This window comes from Mycobacterium sp. 050134 (genome assembly GCF_036409085.1).
In the GTDB taxonomy this organism is placed as follows: Bacteria; Actinomycetota; Actinomycetes; order Mycobacteriales; family Mycobacteriaceae; genus Mycobacterium.
On the sequence record NZ_JAZGLV010000006.1, the window covers coordinates 234,549 to 256,413 of the forward strand.

The window sequence follows — 21,865 nt, forward strand, 5'->3', positions numbered from 1 at the left end:
GGGACCCGCCCGTGCTTTGGCTTTATTTCGATTTCGTGACTCATAGCCACCTCATAGCTTGGGGAGACCAATTGCCCACGGCCATCCGGCATCATTCGAACGTGGGGGCTGCCGGCGTGGGTTGGGTGCGCGGGGTACGCGGACCGGTAGAGCACGGAAAGGAGGGGACGACGAGAGATGGATGACAAGGCGACGCGGCGCCTGGATGCCGGGCGGCGGCTGCTGAGCAACCCTAGGCAGGCCCGCGAGGCGTTGCGCGCGGGTTTTCAGTCGTTGCCCTCGGCGACGGTCGCGCATCTGTTCCGCCGCGTTCCCCCTGTGAGCTCGATCCCCGCGGTGGAGCCGGAGGCGCCGCCACGGCGGGGTGAGGTCAGCGGTTCCCGGCTCGCGGTGTCCAACGGCGCGCCGTTCGCGGGTTACACGATCCTGCGGCAGCTGGGCGCCGGCGGGATGGCCGAGGTGTACCTGGCGTTGCATCCCCGGCTGCCCCGCCGCGACGTCATCAAGGTGCTCGCCGAGGCCGTCACGGCGGACCCCGAATTCCGCGAAAGGTTCAACCGGGAGGCCGATCTCGCCGCGACGCTGTGGCACCCGCACATCGTCGGCGTCCACGATCGCGGCGAGTTCAACGGTCAGCTCTGGATATCCATGGACTACGTCGAGGGCACCGACGCCGCTCGGCTGGTGAAAGAGGGTTACCAGGACGGGATGCCCATCGAGGACGTGTGCGACATCGTGCAGGCCGTCGCCGGCGCGCTCGACTATGCCCACGATCGCGGACTGCTGCACCGCGACGTCAAACCCGCAAACATTCTGCTCACCCACCCCGAAGACGGCGAGCGTCGCATCGTCCTGGCCGACTTCGGGGTGGCGCGCCACCTCGGGGATATCAGCGGCATCACCGAGACCAACGTCGCGGTGGGGACGGTGGCCTACGCCGCGCCGGAACAGTTGACGGGCGGCAAGATCGACGGCCGTGCCGACCAATACGCCTTGGCGGCAACGGCTTTCCACCTGCTCACCGGGGCTCCGCCGTTCCGGCACTCCAACCCGATCGCGGTGATCAGCCAGCACTTGCACGAGGATCCGCCGCCGCTCAGCCAATACCGCCCGGAGCTGTCGGACCTGGACGAGGTGTTCCGTATAGCGCTCGCCAAGCAGCCCGAGGATAGGTTCGAACGGTGCCGCGCCTTCGCCGCTGCGGTCAGCGCGCGCGTCGAGGCAATGGTTGACGTGGAAGTCGACGTGGAAGCCGACTCCGACGTCGTCGAGGCTCTGCGGCCGCGCGGTGCCGTCTCCGCCTTGAGCCGCCGTTTCTCGTCGCGGGCACGGTGGGCCACGGCGCTGGTGTGCGCGGTGCTCGTCGCGGTGGCCACGACGTGGTCGCTGCTGTATTCGTTCCAGCCCGACGGCTCGCCGAGCACCCCCGCGCTCGCGTCGAAGCCTTCCGTCCCGGCGCCCAGCGCCGCCGCCGTGCGATCCGGCGGCCCCGCGCTCAACGGCATCTACCAGTTGACGTACAACCGCAGCAAGCAGACCGCCAACGGCATCCCGATCCGGCACGACGGGATCACGAGCGATTGGTGGGCCTTCCGCTCGGTGTGCACCACCACCAACGGCTGCGCCGCGACGGCTGTTCAGCTCGACGACGGCAACCACCAGGCGGCCAGCACCGCCGACGGTGGCCACACCGACACGCTGCGATTCGTGGGTGGCTACTGGCAGGGCACGCCGCAGCAGCAGCGGGTGGGGTGCACCCAGCCGAACGGGCAGGCGCAGGCGACCCAGCAGGAGACCATCGCCTGGTCGCTGGCCCCGCAGGCCGACGGCACCCTGCGCGGCACCGTCACCGAGACCGTGCTGAGCAACGAGTGCGGCGCCCAGGGCGCGGTGGTCCGGGTTCCGGTGGTCGCCACCCGGGCGGGCGACGTGCCCGCGGGCCTGAAGATAGCCGACCCCGCCCAGGCGGCCGCCACGACGAACCCGCCGACGACGCCGGGTTCGCCACCCGTCCTGGGCGGGCCGTGCAGCGACATCGACAAGCTGTCCTACGACCCCACCAACAACGAGCAGATCGTCTGCGAGGGCGACAGCTGGGCTCGCGCGCCCATCACGACCGGCGTGCACGCCTCCGGCAGCTCGTGCGACCGGCCCGGGCTTGCGGTGTTCGCCATGTCCACCTCGAACGACGGGCACCTGCTCGAATGTGACCCCGTCACGCGGACCTGGACCCGCCCTGCGGGCTAGGCCCCGCCTCTTTCGGCGAGCGTCCCCACCGGTGAGCGTGCGCGTTTGCACGCCGACACGCCGTCGTACGCGTACATTCGCGCACGCTCGCGGTTGGCGGGGTGACTGGTAGGGGAGTTACCGGGTGCATAAGCTGCGGCCCATGCAGCCCCTGTGCGCCGCCCCCGCCGCTGGGCAGCTTGTGGGAACTCGCTGGAGCGCCTCGCCGGGGCCGAGCTTGTCGTGCCGACGCGGCGCTAATGCGGTTGGCCCAGGGGTGATCACAATTTTTCCTCTCGAGGGCGGCAGTGGAGTGATCACATTAGGACCGAAATGGACGTGGACCCCACCGTGGGTGGATAACTATGTGCCCATCATCTGAATCGTCGCGGGCTGCAAGCGAATTCGCTGTCGGGGTGCTGCGAAAGTTGTTGCACCGCATCGAAGCTGAAAACCTGGGGGGCAGCGGCCAGCTTTTATGGTGTCCCACGCGTGGACACACGGGCCAATGATGTACCTGGTCTACGAGTCCTCGCCGTCGGATATCACCTTGGGGGCTCGTACGTGACACTCGGCGGTCGCTTATCGGCGAGGGCCCTTGGTTGGACGCGGGTGAAGCGGTGACCTTTTACTATGTCCTCGACTTGGAGGAAGGTTGCGGGACGTCCGAGCACCCCCCGAACCGGGCGCCATCCTTTGGTGCGGCTTTCCCCTCGACAAAAGTCTGCCTGTGCGCGCCTCGGAGATTCCCGACGAGTACCGGTATACGCCACCGCCAGACATCGCGTTGGAGGCTCGCCCGGAGCGAGCCCGACCGGTCATCAATGAACCGCGTCTATACGCCGACCCACCATGAGCAGGTTGCTCAGAAGCGCTTAGTGCTGCGAGTGCTCGAGTGCAATGGTCTGCAACGAGTAGATAGTGTTGCGGGGCAGTAGCCGAGCGTGCGCAAACGTACGCCGACACGCCGTAGCACGCGTGCATCTGCGCACGCTCGCGGTAGGCGGGGAGACCCCCAACGACCAGCACCGGAGCACTTGTCGGTGAGGCGCTCTACCCTGGTGGCATGGCTTTCGCCACTGAACATCCAGTACTCGCGCACTCGGAATATCGCGCGGTCGACGAGGTCGTCCGCGTGGGCGGCCGCTTCGAGGTCGTCAGCCCGTATCCGCCCGCCGGTGATCAGCCCGCCGCCATCGACGAACTCGAGCGCCGGATCAGGGCGGGGGAGCGAGACGTCGTGCTGCTCGGCGCCACGGGCACCGGCAAATCGGCCACCACCGCGTGGCTCATCGAACGGGTGCAGCGGCCCACGCTGGTGATGGCGCCAAACAAGACGCTGGCCGCCCAGCTGGCGAACGAGCTGCGGGAGATGTTGCCGCACAACGCCGTCGAATACTTCGTCTCGTACTACGACTACTACCAGCCCGAGGCGTACATCGCGCAGACCGACACCTACATCGAGAAGGACAGCTCGATCAACGACGACGTGGAGCGGCTGCGGCACTCGGCGACGTCGGCCCTGCTGTCTCGGCGCGACGTGGTGGTGGTGGCGTCGGTGTCGTGCATCTACGGCTTGGGCACGCCGCAGTCGTACCTCGACCGCTCCGTCGAATTGCAGGTGGGCGCCGAAGTTCCCCGCGACGGGCTGCTGCGACTGCTGGTCGACGTCCAGTACACCCGCAACGACCTGTCCTTCACCCGCGGCTCGTTTCGGGTGCGCGGCGACACCGTGGAGATCATCCCGTCGTACGAGGAGCTGGCGGTCCGCATCGAGTTCTTCGGCGACGAGATCGAGGCGCTGTACTACCTGCACCCGCTGACCGGCGAGGTGATCCGCCAGGTCGACTCGCTGCGCATCTTCCCGGCCACCCACTACGTAGCCGGCCCGGAGCGGATGGCCCACGCGATCTCGACGATCGAGCGGGAGCTCGAGGAGCGGCTCGCCGAGTTCGAGAGCCAGGGCAAGCTGCTGGAGGCCCAGCGGTTGCGAATGCGGACCAACTACGACATCGAGATGATGCGCCAGGTCGGCTTCTGCTCCGGCATCGAGAACTACTCCCGCCACATCGACGGTCGCGGACCGGGCTCGCCGCCGGCGACGCTGCTGGACTACTTTCCGGAGGACTTCCTGCTGGTCATCGACGAGTCGCACGTCACTGTGCCTCAGATCGGGGGCATGTACGAGGGCGACATGTCCCGCAAGCGCAACCTGGTGGAGTACGGGTTCAGGCTGCCCTCGGCGTGCGACAACCGCCCGCTGACCTGGGAGGAGTTCGCCGAGCGGATCGGTCAGACGGTGTATCTGTCGGCCACCCCGGGCCCCTACGAGCTCAGCCAGTCCGCCGGCGAGTTCGTCGAGCAGGTGATCCGCCCGACCGGGCTGGTCGACCCCAAGGTGGTGGTCAAGCCGACGAAGGGGCAGATCGACGACCTGATCGGAGAGATTCGCAAGCGCACCGAGGCCGACGAGCGGGTGCTGGTGACGACCCTCACCAAGAAGATGGCCGAGGACCTCACCGACTATCTGCTGGAGATGGGCATTCGGGTGCGCTACCTGCACTCCGAGGTAGACACCCTGCGCCGGGTGGAGCTGCTGCGCCAGCTGCGGCTGGGGGAGTACGACGTGCTCGTCGGCATCAACCTGCTGCGCGAGGGCCTCGACCTGCCCGAGGTGTCGCTGGTGGCGATCCTCGACGCCGACAAGGAGGGCTTCCTGCGGTCGACCCGCAGCCTCATCCAGACCATCGGCCGCGCCGCGCGCAATGTCTCCGGCGAGGTGCACATGTACGCCGACAAGATGACCGACTCGATGAAGGAGGCCATCGACGAGACCGAGCGGCGCCGGGCCAAGCAGGTCGCCTACAACGAGGCGCACGGTATCGACCCGCAACCGCTCCGCAAGAAGATCGCCGACATCCTCGACCAGGTCTACCGCGAGGCCGACGACACCGAGACCGTGGGAATCGGCGGGTCGGGCCGCAACGCGTCCCGAGGCCGCCGCGCCCCCGGCGAGCCCGGCCGGGCCGTCAGCGCCGGGGTGTTCGAGGGCCGTGACACGTCGAGCATGCCGCGCGCGGAGCTCGCCGACCTGATCAAGGACCTCACCGAGCAGATGATGGCCGCCGCGCGGGATCTGCAGTTCGAGCTCGCCGCCCGGTTCCGCGACGAGATCGCCGACCTGAAGAAAGAACTGCGCGGGATGGACGCGGCCGGCCTCAAGTGACGCATCCGTCCGGCAGTTGGCGTGAGCTCCTCGACGGCAGGTATCTGGGCACGCTGGTCGTGCTGGCCGGTGGTGTGGCGCTCTACGCCACCAACGAATTCCTAACCAGTAGCCTGCTGCCCAACACGGTCGCCGAGATAGGCGGCAGCCGCCTCTACGCCTGGGTGACCACGCTCTACCTCGTCGGCTCCGTGGTGGCGGCGACGCTGGTCAATCCGCTCCTGCTGCGCGTCGGGGCGCGGTCCTCGTACCTGGTTGGGCTGGGCCTGTTCGGCCTGTCGAGCCTGACGTGCGGAGCGGCGCCCACCATGGAGCTCCTCATCGCGGGGCGCACCCTGCAGGGCCTGGCGGGCGGGCTGCTGGCCGGCCTCGGGTACGCGGTGATCAACGCCGCGCTGCCGCGCTCGCTGTGGACCCGCGGTTCGGCGGTGGTATCGGCGATGTGGGGGGTCGCCACCGTCGTCGGTCCCGCGACGGGTGGCCTGTTCGCCGAGTTCGGCCTGTGGCGCTGGGCCTTCGTGTCGATGGCCCTGCTGGCGGCGCCGATGGCCGTGCTGGTTCCGGTCGCACTCCCCGCCGGCCGGGGCGACGCGACCGGCGCAGCCTCGGCGCGCAAGGTGCCGGTGCTGTCGTTGGTGCTGGTCGGCGCCGGCGCGCTGGCCGTCAGCGCTGCCCAGGTTCCGCACGCCGTCGCCGCGACGGTCGGGCTGCTGGCCGTCGGTGTGACGCTGGTCGCGCTGTTCGTGGTGGTGGACTGGCGGACGCGCGCGGCGGTGTTGCCCCCGAGCGCGTTCGGCCCGGGACCGTTGAAGTGGATCTACCTCACTCTCGGGGTGCTGATGGCCGGGGCGATGGTCGACATCTACGTGCCGCTGTTCGGCCAGCAGCTGGCCCATCTGACGCCCGTGGCGGCCGGTTTTCTCGGCGCGGCCGTCGCGATCGGCTGGACGGTCAGCGAGATCCTCAGCGCCTCGCTGGAGAACCCGCGGACGGTCGGTCGGGTCATCGCGGCGGCGCCGGTGGTGGTGGCATCGGGTCTCGCGCTGGCCGCGCTCACGCAACGCGACAACGCCTCGGCGGGGACGGTCGGCCTATGGGCCCTCGCCCTGCTGATCGATGGGATCGGCATCGGGATGGCGTGGCCGCACCTCTCAGCGCGGGCGATGGGCTCCGTCGACGACCCGGGCGAGGGCGGCGCGGCGGCCGCGGCCATCAACACCGTGCAGCTCATCTCGGCGGCGTTCGGCGCCGGGCTGGCCGGCGTGGTGGTCAACGCATCCCACGGCGGCGATGCGGCGGCGGCCCGGTGGCTGTTCACGGTGTTCACGGCCGTGACCCTGGCCGGCGCTGTCGGCAGCCACCGCGCGGCCCGCGGCGCGCGGCGCGTCAGCGCGCCGCGCTGAATCAATCGGCCTCGTCCTCGGCGCGAATCACGGCCACCACCCCGTCGACCTCGGCGAAGATGTTCTTGGCGTTGGCGATCTTGGGGCCGGAGAGCGTCATCGTCACCGCGACCTCGCCGTTGTCGATATCGTGTGGGTCGGCGTCGAGCTCGGTCAGCTGCCAGTCGCGTTGCCCGCAGAGCCGCAGCAGTTCGCGCAGCACCCCGCGTCCGTTGGTGTAGATGATTTGGAGCCCGATGGTGCCGCGCAGCCGCGCCGTCAGGTGGCGTTCGAGCCCGTTGAAGGCGAGTGCGCTGACGAAGTGCAGCGCCACGACGGCTACGCCCAAGAGCAGCAGGCCGGCGCCGGCCGCCATGCCGATCGCGGCGGATTCCCAGACCGCCGCTGCGGTCGTCAGGCCATGCACCGCGCCGCGCCGGGTGATGATGATGCCCGCGCCCAGGAAGCCGATGCCGGAGACGATCTGGGCCGCGACACGGGAGGGGTCGAGCATAATCCGGCCGGGTGCCAGGACGTCGTCGAAGCCATACTTGCTGATCAGCATGATCAGTGCCGCCGCAGTGCCGACGATGGTCTGGGTGCGCAGGCCCGCGCTCTTGCCCTGGATGGTCCGCTCCAAGCCGATCAGTGTCGTCAACCCGAACGCGGTGAACAGCTCGACGACGTGGCGGAGGCCCTGCGCGTCGCCGCCGAATAGTGGACCGGCCAGCCAGGTGTGCATGCCCGTCAATTACCCCGCCGGCGCCATTTCACGCGGCCATTACCGCGTCGATTTGACCACTTGGGAGTAGTGGAATTGCCACCGTTCGACGATGTGGAATCCGAGATAGGCCGGAAATCGGTACGCGGGTGATCGCCCGAACGTCCCGGGGTTCAGCGATTGCCCGGTCTGATGATCGGGCAATGACTTGTCCTTGTCGGTGATCGTCCAGATGGTCGGGCACTTGTTGATCTTGGCCGTCGTCAGCCAGACGGCGACGTGGCCGTCCCACAGCGTGCCGACCTTGGGGCCGTAGGCGCCGCGCTCCACGTCGACCAACGAGTGGAACGCGGCCGGCCGGGTGGCCAGCAGGGCGCGGATCGGGCCCGGCCGCCACGGCACGGTGTTGTCCACCATCAGGCAGTCGCCCGGGGCGGCGTGCGAGCTGATCAGGTCGGCGACCTGGCTGTAGTCCCAGCCCTCCTTCGCGTACGGCCAGCGCTGGGTGAACAAGTAGTTCGGCAGCGCGGCCAACGCGCACACCAGGACGACGCCGGCGATTGGCCACGGTTTGCGGGCGATCGTCACGATCGACACGGCCAGGACGATGGCCGCGGCCGGTGCGGTGAAGATCAGATAGCGCGGGTAGTAGATCGGTTCGCTGATCGCGGAGTAGACGACGACGAGGGCGGTCGGGACGACGATCCACGCGACGCACACGATCAGCAGGCGGCGCATGTCGCCCTCGGGCGGGCGTGCGCCGGCCACCCGCGCCGCGACCGCGGCGGCGACGATGACGCCCGCGAGCACGGCGAACGGGATGCTGTGGTCGAAGTACTGGCGCTGGATGATGTCGAAGGCGTAATGCCAGCTGACCGGGTAGATCCAGTTCACCTGCCATACCTGGCCATGCGCGAACACGATGAACGGCGTCATGATGCCGAGGGCGACGGCCGAAGAGACAACCCAGCGGATGACCGCAGACCCGCGAATGCCCTTGCGCGCCAGAAGCGGAACCATCACCGCGTAGACCGGCACCAGCAGGATCGAATTGATGTTCAGCAGAATGGTGAGCGCGAACGCCAGCGCGTAACACACCCACAGCCAAGCCCGGTTGCCCCGGATGGCGGCGAGCAGCAACACCGTCAGCCAGATGGTCGCGGCGGCCGCGAACGCGTACGACCGCGCTTCCATACCCGCCCAGGTCGTCCGCGGCAGGATGGCGAACACGACGCCCGCGCAGACGGCGGTTGCGCGGGTCGCGAACCGCCTGGTGAAGACGGTGACGCCGGCCGCGGCGGCGCCGACAGCCACGGCGCTGGGCAGCCGGGACCAGAATTCGGTCGGCGGGAAGACCGCGAACCAGCCGTGCATCAGCAGGTAATACAGGCCGTGGACGGCGTCGATGTGGCTGAGCAGGAGCCACAGCTCGGGCAGGGTGCGGCTGGCCGAGGCGGAGATCGTCGCGCCCTCGTCGAACCAGAGCGACGGTCGGCAGGCCCAGGCCGCGCTCACCGCGGCGGCGAAGATCCCGATCGCCCACGGGTCGAGCAGCCTGCCGGGCGGGCGAGCGCGCGCGGGCTCGCCGACCTCGTCGGCGGCGCGCGGCTCAACGGTGGTGGACATGATGCCTGTCACTGTAGGGCCGCGCCAACGAATACGGTCACGCTGGCATTACCGTGGTGCCCCGGCAATATCCGTCCGATTCTTTTGGGCCGTGCAGCCCCAATTCGCGAAATCAGTCGTTGAACAACAGTTTCCGCGTTCGGGGCGGCCATTCGGGTATGTCGTCATCGCGACAATTGTCCGCCGCCACACGGCGGGCCCGCAAACGCTGAACGCCCCGCGCCACGCTGTATCAGCCAGCTACTCCTCAGTGTCCGGCAAACGCGATACTGTCTTGGGTTGGCTGACCAACCGAAACTGGGAGGGTAAATGGGCGCCTATCGGACGGTGGTGGTAGGGACCGATGGCTCGGACTCGTCGATGCGCGCGGTGGACAAGGCAGCTCAGATCGCCGGAGCGGACGCCAAGCTGATCGTCGCGTCGGCGTATCTGCCGCAGCACGAGGACACCCGGGCCGCCGACGCGCTGGGTTCGGAAAGCTACAAAGTCTCGGGCACCGCGCCCATCTACGCGATCCTGCAGGACGCCAAGGACCGCGCCCACGCGGCCGGCGCCAAGAACGTCGAAGAGCGGCCCATCGTCGGCGCTCCGGTCGACGCGCTCGTCACCCTGGCCGAAGAGGTGAAGGCCGACCTCCTGGTGGTCGGCAACGTGGGGCTGAGCACGATCGCCGGCAGGCTGCTGGGCTCGGTCCCGGCCAACGTCTCACGCCGCGCGAAAGTCGACGTGCTGATCGTGCACACCACGAATTAGCGCGTTCACCAGCCTCGTTCGCGCCACTCGGCCAGATGCGGGCGTTCCCGGCCCAGCAACGTGTCGTCGCCGTGCCCGGGGTAGATGACGGTGTCGTCCTTGTAGACGTCGAAGACGCGCGCGGTGACGTCGTCGAGGAGCTGGGCGAAATCTCCCGGCTGCCAGGTCTTGCCGACGCCCCCGGGAAAGAGGCAGTCGCCGGTGAACAGCTGCGTGACCCCGCCGGTTGCGGGGCCGTCGAGCGCCAGCGCGATCGATCCCGGCGTGTGCCCGCGCAGGTGGATGGCGTTGAAGCTCAGCTCGCCGATCCGCACGGTGTCGCCGCCGGCCAGCAAACGGTCGGGTTTGACGGGTAGCGGCTGGGCGTCGATCTCGCTGACGGCGGTCGGCGCCCCGGTGGCAGCGGCGACGGCCTCGAGCGCCTGCCAGTGGTCGAAGTGCTGGTGGGTGGTCACGATGAGCGACAGCTTCGGGGCGAAGCGGCGCACCAGGTCGATCAGGAGGTCGGCGTCGTTCGCGGCGTCGATCAGCAGGGTTTCGCCGGTGGCCGAGCACGTCACCAGGTAGGCGTTATTGTCCATCGGCCCCACCGAAACCTTTAGGATCGTTGCGCCGGGTAGGGTCCGGCGGGCCGCGGTACCAGGGTCGACGTGTCCGGTGTAGTCGTCGCTTGGCTCGACGGGGGACGGGTCCGGGGCAGTCATGCGCGCCACGTTACTGGTCCGAAAAAACTTGTCGGTATGGGCACATAGCATGGAATGCGCCGAGCGCAGTATCCGCTTTATGCACCGGCGAAGCATTCACTCGAGAGGGACAGCGTGGCCGACCGCCTGATCGTCAAGGGCGCCCGTGAGCACAATCTGCGGGGCGTCAACCTAGACCTGCCGCGCGACTCCCTGATCGTCTTCACCGGGCTCTCCGGGTCGGGAAAGTCGTCACTGGCCTTCGACACCATCTTTGCCGAGGGGCAGCGCCGCTATGTGGAGTCCTTGTCGGCCTACGCCCGCCAGTTCCTCGGGCAGATGGACAAGCCGGACGTCGACTTCATCGAGGGCCTGTCTCCGGCGGTGTCGATCGACCAGAAGTCGACCAACCGCAACCCGCGGTCGACGGTCGGGACGATCACCGAGGTCTACGACTACCTGAGGCTGCTGTACGCGCGCGCGGGCTCGCCGCACTGCCCGGTCTGCGGCGAGCGGATCGCGCGCCAGACCCCCCAGCAAATCGTCGACCAGGTGCTGGCCATGCCGGAGGGCACCCGGTTCCAGGTGCTCGCCCCCGTGGTGCGCACCCGCAAGGGGGAGTTCGCCGACCTCTTCGAAAAGCTCAACGCGCAGGGCTACAGCCGGGTCCGGGTCGACGGCGTGGTGCATTCCCTGACCGAGCCGCCGAAGCTGAAGAAGCAGGAGAAGCACGACATCGAGGTCGTGGTGGACCGCCTCACGGTCAAGGCCTCCGCGAAGCAGCGGCTCACCGACTCGGTGGAGACCGCGCTGGCACTGGCCGACGGCATCGTGGTGCTCGAGTTCGTCGACCACGAACACGACGCGCACAACCGTGAGCAGCGGTTCTCCGAGAAGCTCGCCTGCCCCAACGGACACGCGCTGGCCGTCGACGACCTGGAGCCGCGGTCGTTCTCCTTCAACTCGCCCTACGGCGCCTGCCCCGAGTGCAGCGGCCTGGGGATCCGCAAGGAGGTCGACCCCGACCTCGTCGTGCCCGACCCGGACCGGACGCTCGCCGACGGCGCGGTGGCGCCGTGGTCGACGGGACACACCGCGGAGTACTTCACCCGGATGATGGCGGGGCTCGGCGACGAGCTGGGCTTCGACGTCAACACGCCGTGGCGCAAGTTGCCGGCCAAGGCCCGCAAGGCGATCCTCGAGGGCTCGGACCATCAGGTGCACGTGCGCTACCGCAACCGCTACGGCCGGACCCGGTCGTATTACGCCGATTTCGAGGGCGTGCTGGCATTCCTGCAGCGCAAGATGTCCCAGACCGAGTCCGAGCAGATGAAGGAGCGCTACGAGGGCTTCATGCGGGACGTGCCCTGCCCCGTCTGTGAGGGCACCCGGCTCAAGCCCGAGATCCTGGCGGTGTCCCTATCGGCAGGGACGCACGGCAAAAAGTCGATCGCCGAGGTCTGCGAGCTGTCGATCAACGACTGCGCGGACTTCCTGAACGCGCTCACCCTCGGTCCGCGCGAGCAGGTGATCGCCGGGCAGGTGCTCAAGGAGATTCAGTCGCGGCTGGGTTTCCTCCTCGACGTCGGTCTCGAATACCTGTCGCTGTCGCGGGCCGCGGCCACGCTGTCCGGTGGCGAGGCGCAACGCATCCGGCTGGCCACCCAGATCGGGTCCGGCCTGGTGGGCGTGCTGTACGTGCTGGACGAGCCGTCCATCGGCCTGCATCAGCGCGACAACCGTCGCCTCATCGAAACCCTCACTCGGCTAAGGGATTTGGGCAACACGCTGATCGTCGTCGAACACGATGAGGACACCATCGTGCACGCCGACTGGGTCGTCGACATCGGCCCCCGAGCGGGCGAGCACGGCGGTCACATCGTGCACAGCGGCACGTATCGGGAGCTGCTGCAGAACAAGGAGTCGCTCACGGGCGCCTACCTGTCGGGCCGCGAGCGCATCGACGTCCCGGCGAACCGGCGCCCCGTCGACCGTAAGCGTCAACTAACCGTCGTCGGCGCGCGCGAGCACAACCTGCGGGGCATCGACGTGTCGTTCCCGCTGGGGGTCCTGACCGCGGTGACGGGCGTATCCGGTTCCGGGAAATCCACGCTGGTCAACGACATCCTGGCGGCAGTGCTAGCCAACCGGCTCAATGGCGCCCGGCAGGTCCCGGGGCGCCACACGCGGGTCACGGGGCTCGACCACCTCGACAAGCTGGTGCGGGTCGACCAGTCGCCGATCGGCCGCACACCGCGTTCGAACCCGGCCACCTACACCGGGGTGTTCGACAAGATTCGGACCCTGTTCGCGGCCACCACCGAGGCGAAAGTCCGTGGCTACCAACCCGGTCGGTTCTCGTTCAACGTCAAGGGCGGCCGCTGCGAGGCCTGCACGGGCGACGGCACGATCAAGATCGAGATGAACTTCCTGCCCGACGTGTATGTGCCCTGCGAGGTGTGCCACGGGGCGCGGTACAACCGGGAAACCCTCGAGGTGCACTACAAGGGCAAGACCATCGCCGAAGTGCTGGACCTGTCGATCGAGGAGGCGGCCGAGTTCTTCGAGCCGATCTCCGGGATACATCGCTACCTGCGCACCCTCGTCGACGTCGGCCTGGGCTACGTCCGGCTCGGGCAGCCCGCGCCGACGCTGTCCGGTGGTGAGGCGCAGCGGGTGAAGCTGGCCGCCGAGCTGCAGAAGCGGTCGACCGGGCGCACCATCTACATCCTCGACGAGCCCACCACCGGCCTGCACTTCGACGACATCCGCAAGCTGTTGAACGTCATCAATGGGCTTGTCGACAAGGGCAACACGGTGATCGTCATCGAACACAACCTGGATGTGATCAAGACCTCGGACTGGATCGTCGACATGGGCCCGGAGGGCGGCGCCGGCGGCGGAACCGTTGTCGCGCAGGGCAGCCCGGAAGAGATCGCGGCGGTGCCCGAAAGCTATACCGGGAAATTCCTCGCCGAGGTGGTCGCCCGTTCCGCGTCCTCGTCGGGCGCGCCGTCGCGGCCCAGCCGTCGCCGCAAAGTGACCGCCTGACCGCGTCGGGCCTGCGCGCAGCGCGTCGAGCCTGCGCGCCGCGTCAATGATGTCGCTATTCCGACGCTGTGGCCGCAGGCTCGATGAGGGCACCTCCCGCCAGTGCCCACCGGTGGCCACCCGTCAGCCCCCGTCGGATCGCATGGCCTCGCGGATCTGGGCCAGCCGTTCGGCGGCGGCCCGTTGCCGGTCTTCGTATTCTTGCTCGACGGACCGGCCCTCCGGCGACTCGGCGTCGAGTTCTGCCGCGCCCCGCGCCGTCGCATAACGGTTCTCGATCTTGTCGCGGACCGAGTCGAAGGTCGGCACGCCGGCGCTGTCGTACCCGGGATCGGGTTGGGTGGGATCGTCGGGCATAGCCGCCACGCTACTGCTCGCCGCGCTCGAAGTACCGCACCATTTGTTCCCAATAACCAGCGTCAGCGCCATCTGCACCGCGACTGCGACCAGCGCCGCCGCAAGCTGGTGCCGGCGCGCGGCCACCACCGCGGCCACCGCGGCGGCCACCTCACCGCGCTGACGGCCGCGGCGACATCGCGGGGACTCGTCGTGGTCGCCGAGGGAGTCGAGACGGAAAGTGCGGCACAGGTCCTCGTCGATGAGGGCTGCCACCGCGCGCAGGGGTTCCTGTTCTGCGAACCGGTCGACGCCGAGTCGACGAGGCGGCTGCTGGCTGAGGGTTCCGTTCCCGTGAGGATCGAGCCGACCGCGCCGTGAGGGGAAAGCCTTGCCGGGAACTACTTCCCGGTGGGGTTCGAATGTTCGGCCGCCACCACGACCGGCCCCCCGGCCGGGGCGGTGGTCGACGGCGGCGGCAACGGGATCCGCGTCACCCCGGGGGTGCCGAGCCGGCCTGCCAGCCACGGCAGCGAGGCGGCGAAGGCCCGGTCGGCGAACGGCCAGTCGTGCTTGCCGGGCTGGGCGACGACCGCGCAGTCGATCCCGTTGGCCCGGCCCAGTGCGCACAGCGAGTACGCAGCCGCGGTCTGGTTGCTGGGGTTGGCCGCGGCCTCGCGCCCGGCCAGACGCACCGCGCCGGCGTCGCCCATCGCGAAGTCGCTGCGCGGTGGCGGGGGGCCGTCGGACGAGATGGCGAACCAGCCGGCCACGTCGTGGTAAGCGCCGTGTCGGTCGATGACCGTTGACGGGTCGAACGCGGCCCACGCGGCGGCGTTGCCGCCGAACAGCCTGGCGATGGTCTGGGCCTTGGTCCCCGCATTGGGGTAGAAGTCCCCGGCCACGTCGACGAACGCGCTGAACACCTCCGGATGCATGACCGACAGGTCGACGGCGCAGGTTCCGCCCATGGACCACCCCGCAACGCCCCAGTTGGCCCGGTTCGGGCTGACGCCGAAGGCCGAAACCATGAAGGGGACCACGTCTTTGGTGAGGTGATCGGCGGCATTGCCCCGCACGCCGTTGACGCATTCGGTGTCGTTGTTGAACGCGCCACCGGAGTCGACGAACACCAAGACCGGCGCCTTCCCGTCGTGGGTGGCCGCGAAGTCGTCGATCGTCTTGACCGCATTGCCCGCGCGCGTCCAGTCCGCCGGCGTGTTGAATTGGCCGCCGATCATCATCACGGTCGGCAACCGTGGCGGCGGGTTGCTCGTGAACCACTCGGGCGGCAGGTACACCAGCTCACCGCGATGCTTGAAATGCGAGGCATCGGACGGGATCACTACCGGCACCACGCTGCCGTGCGGCGGCCGGGCGCCCTTGGCGGCCATCGCGGTGACGGTCGCCCGGTCGGTCTGATCCGGCAGCGGACCGGAGGTGAGCTGGTTCCACGCGGCCTGCACGGTGGGGAAGTAGCCGACCCAGAGGTTGAGCACCAGCGCGGCACTCAGCAGGCATAGCGGCACGGCGAGCACGGCGGCGCCGCGCCGCCAGGCGCGCGCGCTGCGCCAGCCCAGGACGAGCACCGCCGACGCCGCACCGGTCAGCGCGATCCACAACCACAGCGTGGGCGGCGCCGGTTCGTCGGAGAGGCCCCGATCGACGATGTACCAATGCGTCGCATAGGCGGCGGAGCCGCCGATCAACCCGGCCGCGGGCAGCCACACCGTCCGCCAGCGCCGCGACCGCCAGCCGACCGCTAGGAGCAACGTGACGGCGGCAACGATTTGGACGGCGGTGGGCACCCAGCCGTGCATCAGCGAGGTGTGGCTACCGGCCAGCACGTCGGTCACGCGATCAATTGTGATCTATCGGTAACCGCCCCGGAACATATTCACCGAATGTTTGCCGGGACGCGCGGACTGCCGGTGCTCCGGCTAGTGGGGCTTGGCCAGCGGGAATGGCAGCGTCTCGCGGATGCTGCGTCCGGTTATGAGCATGACGAGCCGATCTATGCCCATTCCCAGCCCGCCCGTCGGTGGCATCGCGTATTCCATCGCCTGGAGGAAGTCTTCGTCCAGTTCCATCGCCTCCGGATCACCGCCGGCGGCCAGCAACGACTGTTGCTGCAGCCGCCGCCGCTGCTCCACCGGATCGGTGAGCTCGCTGTATGCGGTGCCCAGCTCGACTCCCCAGGCCACCAGGTCCCACCGCTCGGCGACCCCGACCACGCTGCGGTGGGGGCGAGTCAGCGGCGACACGGACGTCGGGAAGTCGATGTAGAACGTCGGTTTCTCGGTGCGGTCCTCGACGAGGTGCTCGTACAGTTCGAGGACCACCGCACCGGCGTCCCAGTGCGCCCGGTAGGGAACGTGGATCGCGTCGGACAGCTTGCGCAGCACCGACAGCGGAGTGTCGGGGTCGATGCGTTCCCCGAGCGCCTCCGAGACGGCGTCGTGCACGGTCTTCACCGGCCAGTCACCGGAGATGTCGACCGGTTCGAGGCGCGAGTCGTCGTCGGAGCGGGGTCGCAGGACGGTCTGCTGGCCGTGCGCGGCCTGCGCGGCGTTCTGGATGAGTTCACGGCAGCCGTCGATCCACACCTTGTAGTCGGCGTGCGCCTGATACGCCTCCAACAGCGTGAATTCCGGGTTGTGGCTGAAGTCCACGCCCTCGTTGCGGAACGCCCGGCCCAGCTCGAACACCCGCTCCACGCCGCCCACGCACAACCGCTTGAGGTACAACTCGGGCGCGATCCGCAGGAACAGGTCCATGTCGTAGGCGTTGATGTGCGTGACGAACGGCCGGGCCGTGGCGCCGCCGTGGATCTGCTGCAGCATCGGGGTCTCGACCTCGATGAACCCCTTGGCGAACAACGTCTCCCGGACCGACCGCAACACCCCGCTGCGGGCCCTGATCAGGTCGCGCGATTCCGGGTTCACCGCGAGGTCGACGTAGCGGGCCCGCACCCGGGCTTCGGGGTCGGTCAGACCTTTCCACTTATTCGGCAACGGCCGCAGGCATTTACCGATCATTCGCCACTCGGCCACGATCAACGAGCGTGTCCCGTTCCTGGAGAAGCCCATTTGCCCGGTCAGCTCGACCAGGTCGCCGAGATCGATCGCCGCCGTGAAATCGGCGGTGCAGCCCTTCTCCAGCCGAGAATTGTCCAGCAGCACCTGCATGTCGCCGGACCAGTCCCGCAACTGCGCGAACAACACCCCGCCGTAGTCGCGGATCCGCAAGACGCGGCCGGCCACCGAAACGGTCTCCCGGTCGTCGGCGTCGAGCGCCCCGGCGACGGTGTGACTGGGCGGCGAGCCGACCGGATACGCGTCGATGCCCCTGCGTTGCAGTCCCTTCAGCTTGGTCAGGCGCACCCGCACCTGTTCGGGGAGGCGCGATCGCGCCTCTTCCCGTTCGGCCGTGTCGCGCCGTTGCTCCAACTCGCTGACGTCGGGCGCCGACCCGTCGGGGTGCAACAACCCCGACTCGGCCAGCCTGGCCGGCACAGCGGGGTGGTGCCCGGTGTGCGTCTTGCGCCGGCTGAACGGGAACACGAGGAATCCCTCGGCAAGGGCCGAGGCGACGCCCACCCGGGGGATCAGGCGGGCGTCCTCGTAGCAGGCGTACCGGGGCACCCAGTCGGGCTGGTATTTCATGTTGGACCGGTACAGCGTCTCGAGCTGCCACCACCGCGAGAAGAACAGCAGGAATCCCCGCCACAATCGGGCTACCGGACCGGCGCCGAGCTGGGCGCCCTGCTCGAACGCCGAGCGGAACATGGCGAAGTTCAGCGAAATCCTGGTGATGCCAAGGGTTTCAGCGTTGAGCGCGAGGTCGCTGACCATCAGCTCGATGGTGCCGTTGGGGGACTGCGGCGAGCGACGCATCAGGTCCAGGGACACGCCGGTGGTCCCCCACGGAACCAGGGACAGCATCGCGACGACTTCACCGCCGCGATCCAGCGCCTCGACGAGCAGGCAGTCGCCGTCGGCGGGATCGCCGAGCCGGCCGAGCGCCATGGAAAAACCGCGTTCGGTCTGGGTGTCGCGCCAGGCGTCGGCGCGCGTGATGGTGGCGGTCATCTCCTTCTCGGAGATGTCGCGGTGCCGACGAATGCGCACCGTGAGACCGGCCCTGCGGGCCCGCGTGACGGCCTGGCGGACCCCGCGCATGTCGGGGCCGGACAGTTTGAAATCGGCGGTCCGCAGGATGGCCTCGTCGCCCAGCTCCAGGGCGTTGAGGCCACCCTCGCGATAGGCCTGGGCGCCTTGCGAACTGGCGCCCATCACGCCGGGCGCCCAACCGTAGGTCTGGCAGAGCGCCAACCACGCGTCGATGGCCTGCGGCCACGCCCTCGGGTCGCCCACCGGGTCCCCGCTGGCGAGGCAGACGCCGACTTCGACCCGATACGTGATGGCTGCGCGCCCGCTGTGGGCGAACACCACCGACTTGTCGCGGCGGGTGGCGAAGTATCCGAGGGAGTCGTTCTTGCCCCACAGCTCGAGCAGTCCGCGGATGGCGGACTCGTCCTCACCCGTCAGGGCGTTGTCGGCGCGTTGCGACTGGAACAGCACGATCGTCGTCGCGATCAGCGCGAGGGCGCCGAACAGGCCGAAGAACGCGTTGAGGATGAGGTGCGGTTTGCCGGTGAAGGCGTCAGGATCGACGATCGAGAAGCCGACGACCCGGTTGACCACGTACCAGAAGCGGGAGTCCGGCGCCAGGGTACCGGGGGACATCTCGACGAGAGCCCAGGACACCAGGATCCCGATGACGTCGCCGACGACCAGCACCGCCGCCGCTTTGAACAGAGCGCCCCTGCGGACCTTGGCCCAGAATTCGCGGTAGGACAGGACCAGCAGCACGATCGCGGCGACGTGGACGGCGAATCCGAGGTTTTCGCCGAAGGTCTCCGCCGCGGTGTTGTCGCCGGCGGCGATGTCGGCGGCGTTGAGGACGGCGGCCAGGATCATGTTGCCCAGCAAGAGCAGCCAGGCGATGCGCTTGCGGGCCGTCAGGGCGGCGGCCAGCAACGCCAGCACGAACGACCACGCGATGCTGGTGTCGGGGAAGTTGAAGAGGTAGTCGTTGATGAACTCCCGCGGCACCTTGATCAGCCAGCGGACCAGGGGCGACACGCTGGCGACGAGCGACAGGGTGGCGATGACACCGACGGTCCAGCCGGCCGCCGCCGGCACCCAGCGGAACCGGGACCGGGACCGGATGCCCGGGCGAGCTGAAGCGAGAGTCACAGACCGCGAGGATATGCCTTCATGCCGTGAAATTCCTGGCGATAGGGGGAGAGTCGCGATGGGCGGTCGAACCGTTCGCCGAGCCAGCCTGTGCCGGGCGGGTCGCCGAAGTGCGGAAAGACCTCGCGCGCCTGCTAAACTGTTGGCCGCGACCATCCCGGCTAAGGCCAGGAGTAGTTAAGTGGAGTCCCACTCCCACCGTGAGCCACGATCGACTGATGGCGAAACGGTCCGGTCACGGGCGTCTTGCGCGCCCGTTCCGCGGCTAACGCGGGCGGCTTGAGGTTTTCCTCCATGCCGCGATCGGTCGGCATTGGGCCCTGCGGATGCAGGGCTTTCTTGCTGGTGGGGCGGCATCTCCACCGACTCTAGGACGGGCCGGGCACTGGTGGCGATCGCAGTACGACCCAGAAGCCCAACAAGGGAGGCCCCATCAGCACTGAGACCCGCGTCAATGAGCGCATCCGCGTACCCGAAGTCCGACTGATCGGTCCAGGAGGGGAGCAGGTAGGCATCGTGCGCATCGAAGACGCGCTGCGCGTTGCCGCGGACGCCGATCTCGATCTTGTCGAAGTAGCCCCGAACGCCAGACCTCCGGTCTGCAAGATCATGGACTACGGCAAGTTTAAATACGAGGCGGCGCAAAAGGCGCGCGAATCCCGCCGGAACCAGCAGCAGACCGTCGTCAAAGAACAGAAGCTGCGCCCCAAGATTGACGATCACGATTACGAGACCAAGAAGGGTCACGTCATCCGCTTCCTCGAGGCGGGGTCGAAGGTCAAGGTCACCATCATGTTTCGCGGACGTGAGCAGTCGCGGCCCGAGCTGGGCTACCGACTGCTGCAGCGGCTCGGCGCGGACGTCGCCGAATACGGCTTCGTCGAGACGTCGGCCAAGCAGGACGGCCGCAACATGACGATGGTTCTGGCACCGCATCGGGGCGCGAAGACTCGCGCCAGGGCGCGGCATCCCGAAGGACTGGGAGCCGAACCGACAACCGATGCCGATGCGGCCGACGACAGCACACCTTCATCGAACTAACGACAGCAGGACCTGAGGACTAGAGGAAACATGCCCAAGGCAAAGACCCACAGTGGCGCGTCGAAGCGGTTCCGCCGCACCGGGACCGGGAAGATCGCGCGCGAGAAAGCCAACCGCCGGCACCTGTTGGAACACAAGGCGACCAAGCGGACCCGACGGCTTGCTGGCCGCACGCTCGTGGCGGCCAACGACACCAAGCGCGTCAAGTCGTTGCTCAACGGCTGACCAACGCGCCGGACGACCGCCGGTCCCGGCACCAGACTTGCAGAACCATTCACTGCCTGAACGAGAGTAGGAACAATCCATGGCACGCGTGAAGCGGGCAGTCAACGCCCAGAAGAAGAGGCGCACCGTCCTCAAGGCCTCGAAGGGCTATCGCGGCCAGCGGTCCCGGCTCTACCGGAAAGCCAAAGAACAGCAGCTGCATTCGCTCAACTACGCCTTCCGTGACCGGCGTGCGCGCAAGGGGGAGTTCCGGAAGTTGTGGATCTCGCGGATCAACGCCGCCGCCCGCGCCAATGACATCACGTACAACCGCCTGATCCAGGGCCTGAAGGCCGCGGGCGTCGACGTCGACCGGAAGAACCTGGCCGACATCGCGATCACCGATCCGGCCGCGTTCACCGCGCTCGTCGAGGTCGCGCGCACTGCGCTGCCCGAGGACGTCAACGCCCCCTCGGATTCCGGAGAGGCCGCCTAGCCCGCCGGGTCAGTGCTCACCGAGCGCTCGGCCCGGGTGGCGGCGGCGGTCAAGCTGCATCGTCACGTCGGCCGTCGGCGGGCGCGGCAATTCCTTGCCGAAGGGCCCAACCTGGTCGAGGCCGCCGCGGGGCGCGGGCTCGTTCGGGAGGTGTTCGTCTCCGAGGCTGCCGCCCAGCGGCACGCGGCGTTGTTGGCAGCGCTGCGGTGCCCGATCCAACCGGTCACCGACAGGGCCGCCAAAGCGCTCTCCGATACCGTCACCCCGACGGGGCTGGTCGCGGTCTGCGACATGCCGGACGCCCGCCTGGCGGACGCCCTGGCGGGGTCGCCCCGATTGATCGTGGTGGCCGTCGAGATCGGCGAGCCGGGCAACGCCGGCACGCTGATCCGGATCGCCGACGCCATGGGTGCGGATGCCGTCATCCTCGGCGGTCACAGCGTCGACCCGTACAACGGCAAGTGTCTGCGCGCCTCGACGGGAAGCATCTTCTCGATTCCGGTGGTGACGGCGCCGGACGCGCCGGCCGTCCTCGCCGCGCTGCACGCCGCGGGACTGCAGGTGCTGGCCACCACTGTGGACGGCGAGGCGCGCCTCGACACGGCCAACCTGGCCGCGCCGACGGCCTGGTTGTTCGGGCCCGAGGCGCACGGCCTGGCCGCGGATCTCGCGGAGGAGGCCGACCATCGGGTGCGCATCCCGATGTCCGGCGGTGCCGAGAGCCTGAACGTGGCCGCCGCGGCGGCGATCTGCCTGTACCAGAGCGCGCATGCTCTGGGCGTCTTGAGTTGAGCGGGCCCGGGCGGCCCGCCGCGCCTTCGAGTCTGCGCTGACCGACCCTGCGTGTGCGGTCACGAAC

General features: G+C 68.7%; 16 protein-coding genes. 10 read left to right on the forward strand and 6 right to left on the reverse strand.

The window, feature by feature from the left end; all coding sequences use genetic code 11:
- The first annotated feature begins 177 nt into the window (after nucleotides 1-177).
- From SKC42_RS09565 to SKC42_RS09575, 3 genes are all read left to right on the forward strand, one after another.
- Nucleotides 178-2,247: a serine/threonine-protein kinase gene (locus SKC42_RS09565; protein WP_330964056.1), complete on the forward strand. Its 2,070-nt coding sequence runs from the start codon at nucleotides 178-180 to the stop codon at nucleotides 2,245-2,247.
- Nucleotides 2,248-3,292: 1,045 nt separating this feature from the next.
- Nucleotides 3,293-5,452, forward strand: a complete 2,160-nt coding sequence (uvrB, locus tag SKC42_RS09570) for an excinuclease ABC subunit UvrB (protein ID WP_330964057.1) — start codon at nucleotides 3,293-3,295, stop codon at nucleotides 5,450-5,452.
- Entirely contained in the window at nucleotides 5,449-6,855 is a 1,407-nt protein-coding gene (locus SKC42_RS09575) for an MFS transporter (RefSeq protein ID WP_330964058.1), read from the forward strand. The genes uvrB and SKC42_RS09575 overlap by 4 nt, the downstream gene beginning before the upstream one ends.
- A gap of 1 nt (nucleotide 6,856) precedes the next feature.
- On the opposite strand, the gene SKC42_RS09580 is transcribed toward SKC42_RS09575, so the two are convergent.
- The gene (locus SKC42_RS09580; protein ID WP_330964093.1) at nucleotides 6,857-7,576 is read right to left on the reverse strand and encodes an MgtC/SapB family protein; all 720 of its coding nucleotides are present in this window, start codon (nucleotides 7,574-7,576) and stop codon (nucleotides 6,857-6,859) included.
- Nucleotides 7,577-7,615: 39 nt separating this feature from the next.
- Nucleotides 7,616-9,181 carry a glycosyltransferase family 39 protein gene (locus SKC42_RS09585; protein ID WP_330964059.1) on the reverse strand — a complete coding sequence of 522 codons (1,566 nt, stop codon included), beginning with the start codon at nucleotides 9,179-9,181 and terminating at the stop codon, nucleotides 7,616-7,618.
- Nucleotides 9,182-9,490: 309 nt separating this feature from the next.
- Here SKC42_RS09585 and SKC42_RS09590 point away from each other — a divergent pair, with 309 nt between their 5' ends.
- On the forward strand, nucleotides 9,491-9,934 hold the full coding sequence (locus SKC42_RS09590) for a universal stress protein (RefSeq protein ID WP_330964060.1): 444 nt from the start codon (nucleotides 9,491-9,493) through the stop codon (nucleotides 9,932-9,934).
- 5 nt (nucleotides 9,935-9,939) lie between these two features.
- Here the strand turns inward: SKC42_RS09590 and SKC42_RS09595 are convergent, their stop codons facing one another.
- Entirely contained in the window at nucleotides 9,940-10,638 is a 699-nt protein-coding gene (locus SKC42_RS09595) for an MBL fold metallo-hydrolase (protein WP_330964061.1), read from the reverse strand.
- Nucleotides 10,639-10,752: 114 nt separating this feature from the next.
- Here SKC42_RS09595 and uvrA point away from each other — a divergent pair, with 114 nt between their 5' ends.
- Entirely contained in the window at nucleotides 10,753-13,668 is a 2,916-nt protein-coding gene (gene uvrA, locus SKC42_RS09600; protein WP_330964062.1) for an excinuclease ABC subunit UvrA, read from the forward strand.
- 123 nt (nucleotides 13,669-13,791) lie between these two features.
- Here uvrA and SKC42_RS09605 read toward each other — a convergent pair whose 3' ends face one another.
- Nucleotides 13,792-14,025, reverse strand: coding sequence for a hypothetical protein (locus SKC42_RS09605; RefSeq protein WP_330964063.1), 234 nt, complete (start codon nucleotides 14,023-14,025; stop codon nucleotides 13,792-13,794).
- Between the two features lie 108 nt (nucleotides 14,026-14,133).
- Between SKC42_RS09605 and SKC42_RS09610 the strand changes: the two genes are divergently transcribed.
- Nucleotides 14,134-14,385, forward strand: a complete 252-nt coding sequence (locus tag SKC42_RS09610) for an EAL domain-containing protein (RefSeq protein ID WP_330964064.1) — start codon at nucleotides 14,134-14,136, stop codon at nucleotides 14,383-14,385.
- Nucleotides 14,386-14,405: 20 nt separating this feature from the next.
- Here the strand turns inward: SKC42_RS09610 and SKC42_RS09615 are convergent, their stop codons facing one another.
- Both SKC42_RS09615 and lysX read right to left on the reverse strand, forming a co-directional pair.
- A complete protein-coding gene (locus tag SKC42_RS09615; protein WP_330964094.1) occupies nucleotides 14,406-15,824 on the reverse strand; it encodes an alpha/beta hydrolase in 1,419 nt (472 codons plus the stop codon).
- Nucleotides 15,825-15,944: 120 nt separating this feature from the next.
- On the reverse strand, nucleotides 15,945-19,265 hold the full coding sequence (gene lysX / locus SKC42_RS09620) for a bifunctional lysylphosphatidylglycerol synthetase/lysine--tRNA ligase LysX (RefSeq protein ID WP_330964065.1): 3,321 nt from the start codon (nucleotides 19,263-19,265) through the stop codon (nucleotides 15,945-15,947).
- Between the two features lie 432 nt (nucleotides 19,266-19,697).
- Here lysX and infC point away from each other — a divergent pair, with 432 nt between their 5' ends.
- The 4 genes from infC (at nucleotide 19,698) to SKC42_RS09640 (ending at nucleotide 21,798) form a co-directional block, all read left to right on the forward strand.
- Entirely contained in the window at nucleotides 19,698-20,306 is a 609-nt protein-coding gene (gene infC / locus SKC42_RS09625) for a translation initiation factor IF-3 (protein ID WP_330964095.1), read from the forward strand.
- Between the two features lie 30 nt (nucleotides 20,307-20,336).
- Nucleotides 20,337-20,531: a 50S ribosomal protein L35 gene (gene rpmI, locus SKC42_RS09630; RefSeq protein WP_330964066.1), complete on the forward strand. Its 195-nt coding sequence runs from the start codon at nucleotides 20,337-20,339 to the stop codon at nucleotides 20,529-20,531.
- 79 nt (nucleotides 20,532-20,610) lie between these two features.
- A complete protein-coding gene (gene rplT, locus SKC42_RS09635) occupies nucleotides 20,611-21,006 on the forward strand; it encodes a 50S ribosomal protein L20 (RefSeq protein WP_330964067.1) in 396 nt (131 codons plus the stop codon).
- A gap of 12 nt (nucleotides 21,007-21,018) precedes the next feature.
- Nucleotides 21,019-21,798 carry a TrmH family RNA methyltransferase gene (locus SKC42_RS09640; protein ID WP_330964068.1) on the forward strand — a complete coding sequence of 260 codons (780 nt, stop codon included), beginning with the start codon at nucleotides 21,019-21,021 and terminating at the stop codon, nucleotides 21,796-21,798.
- The last annotated feature ends 67 nt before the right edge of the window (nucleotides 21,799-21,865 follow it).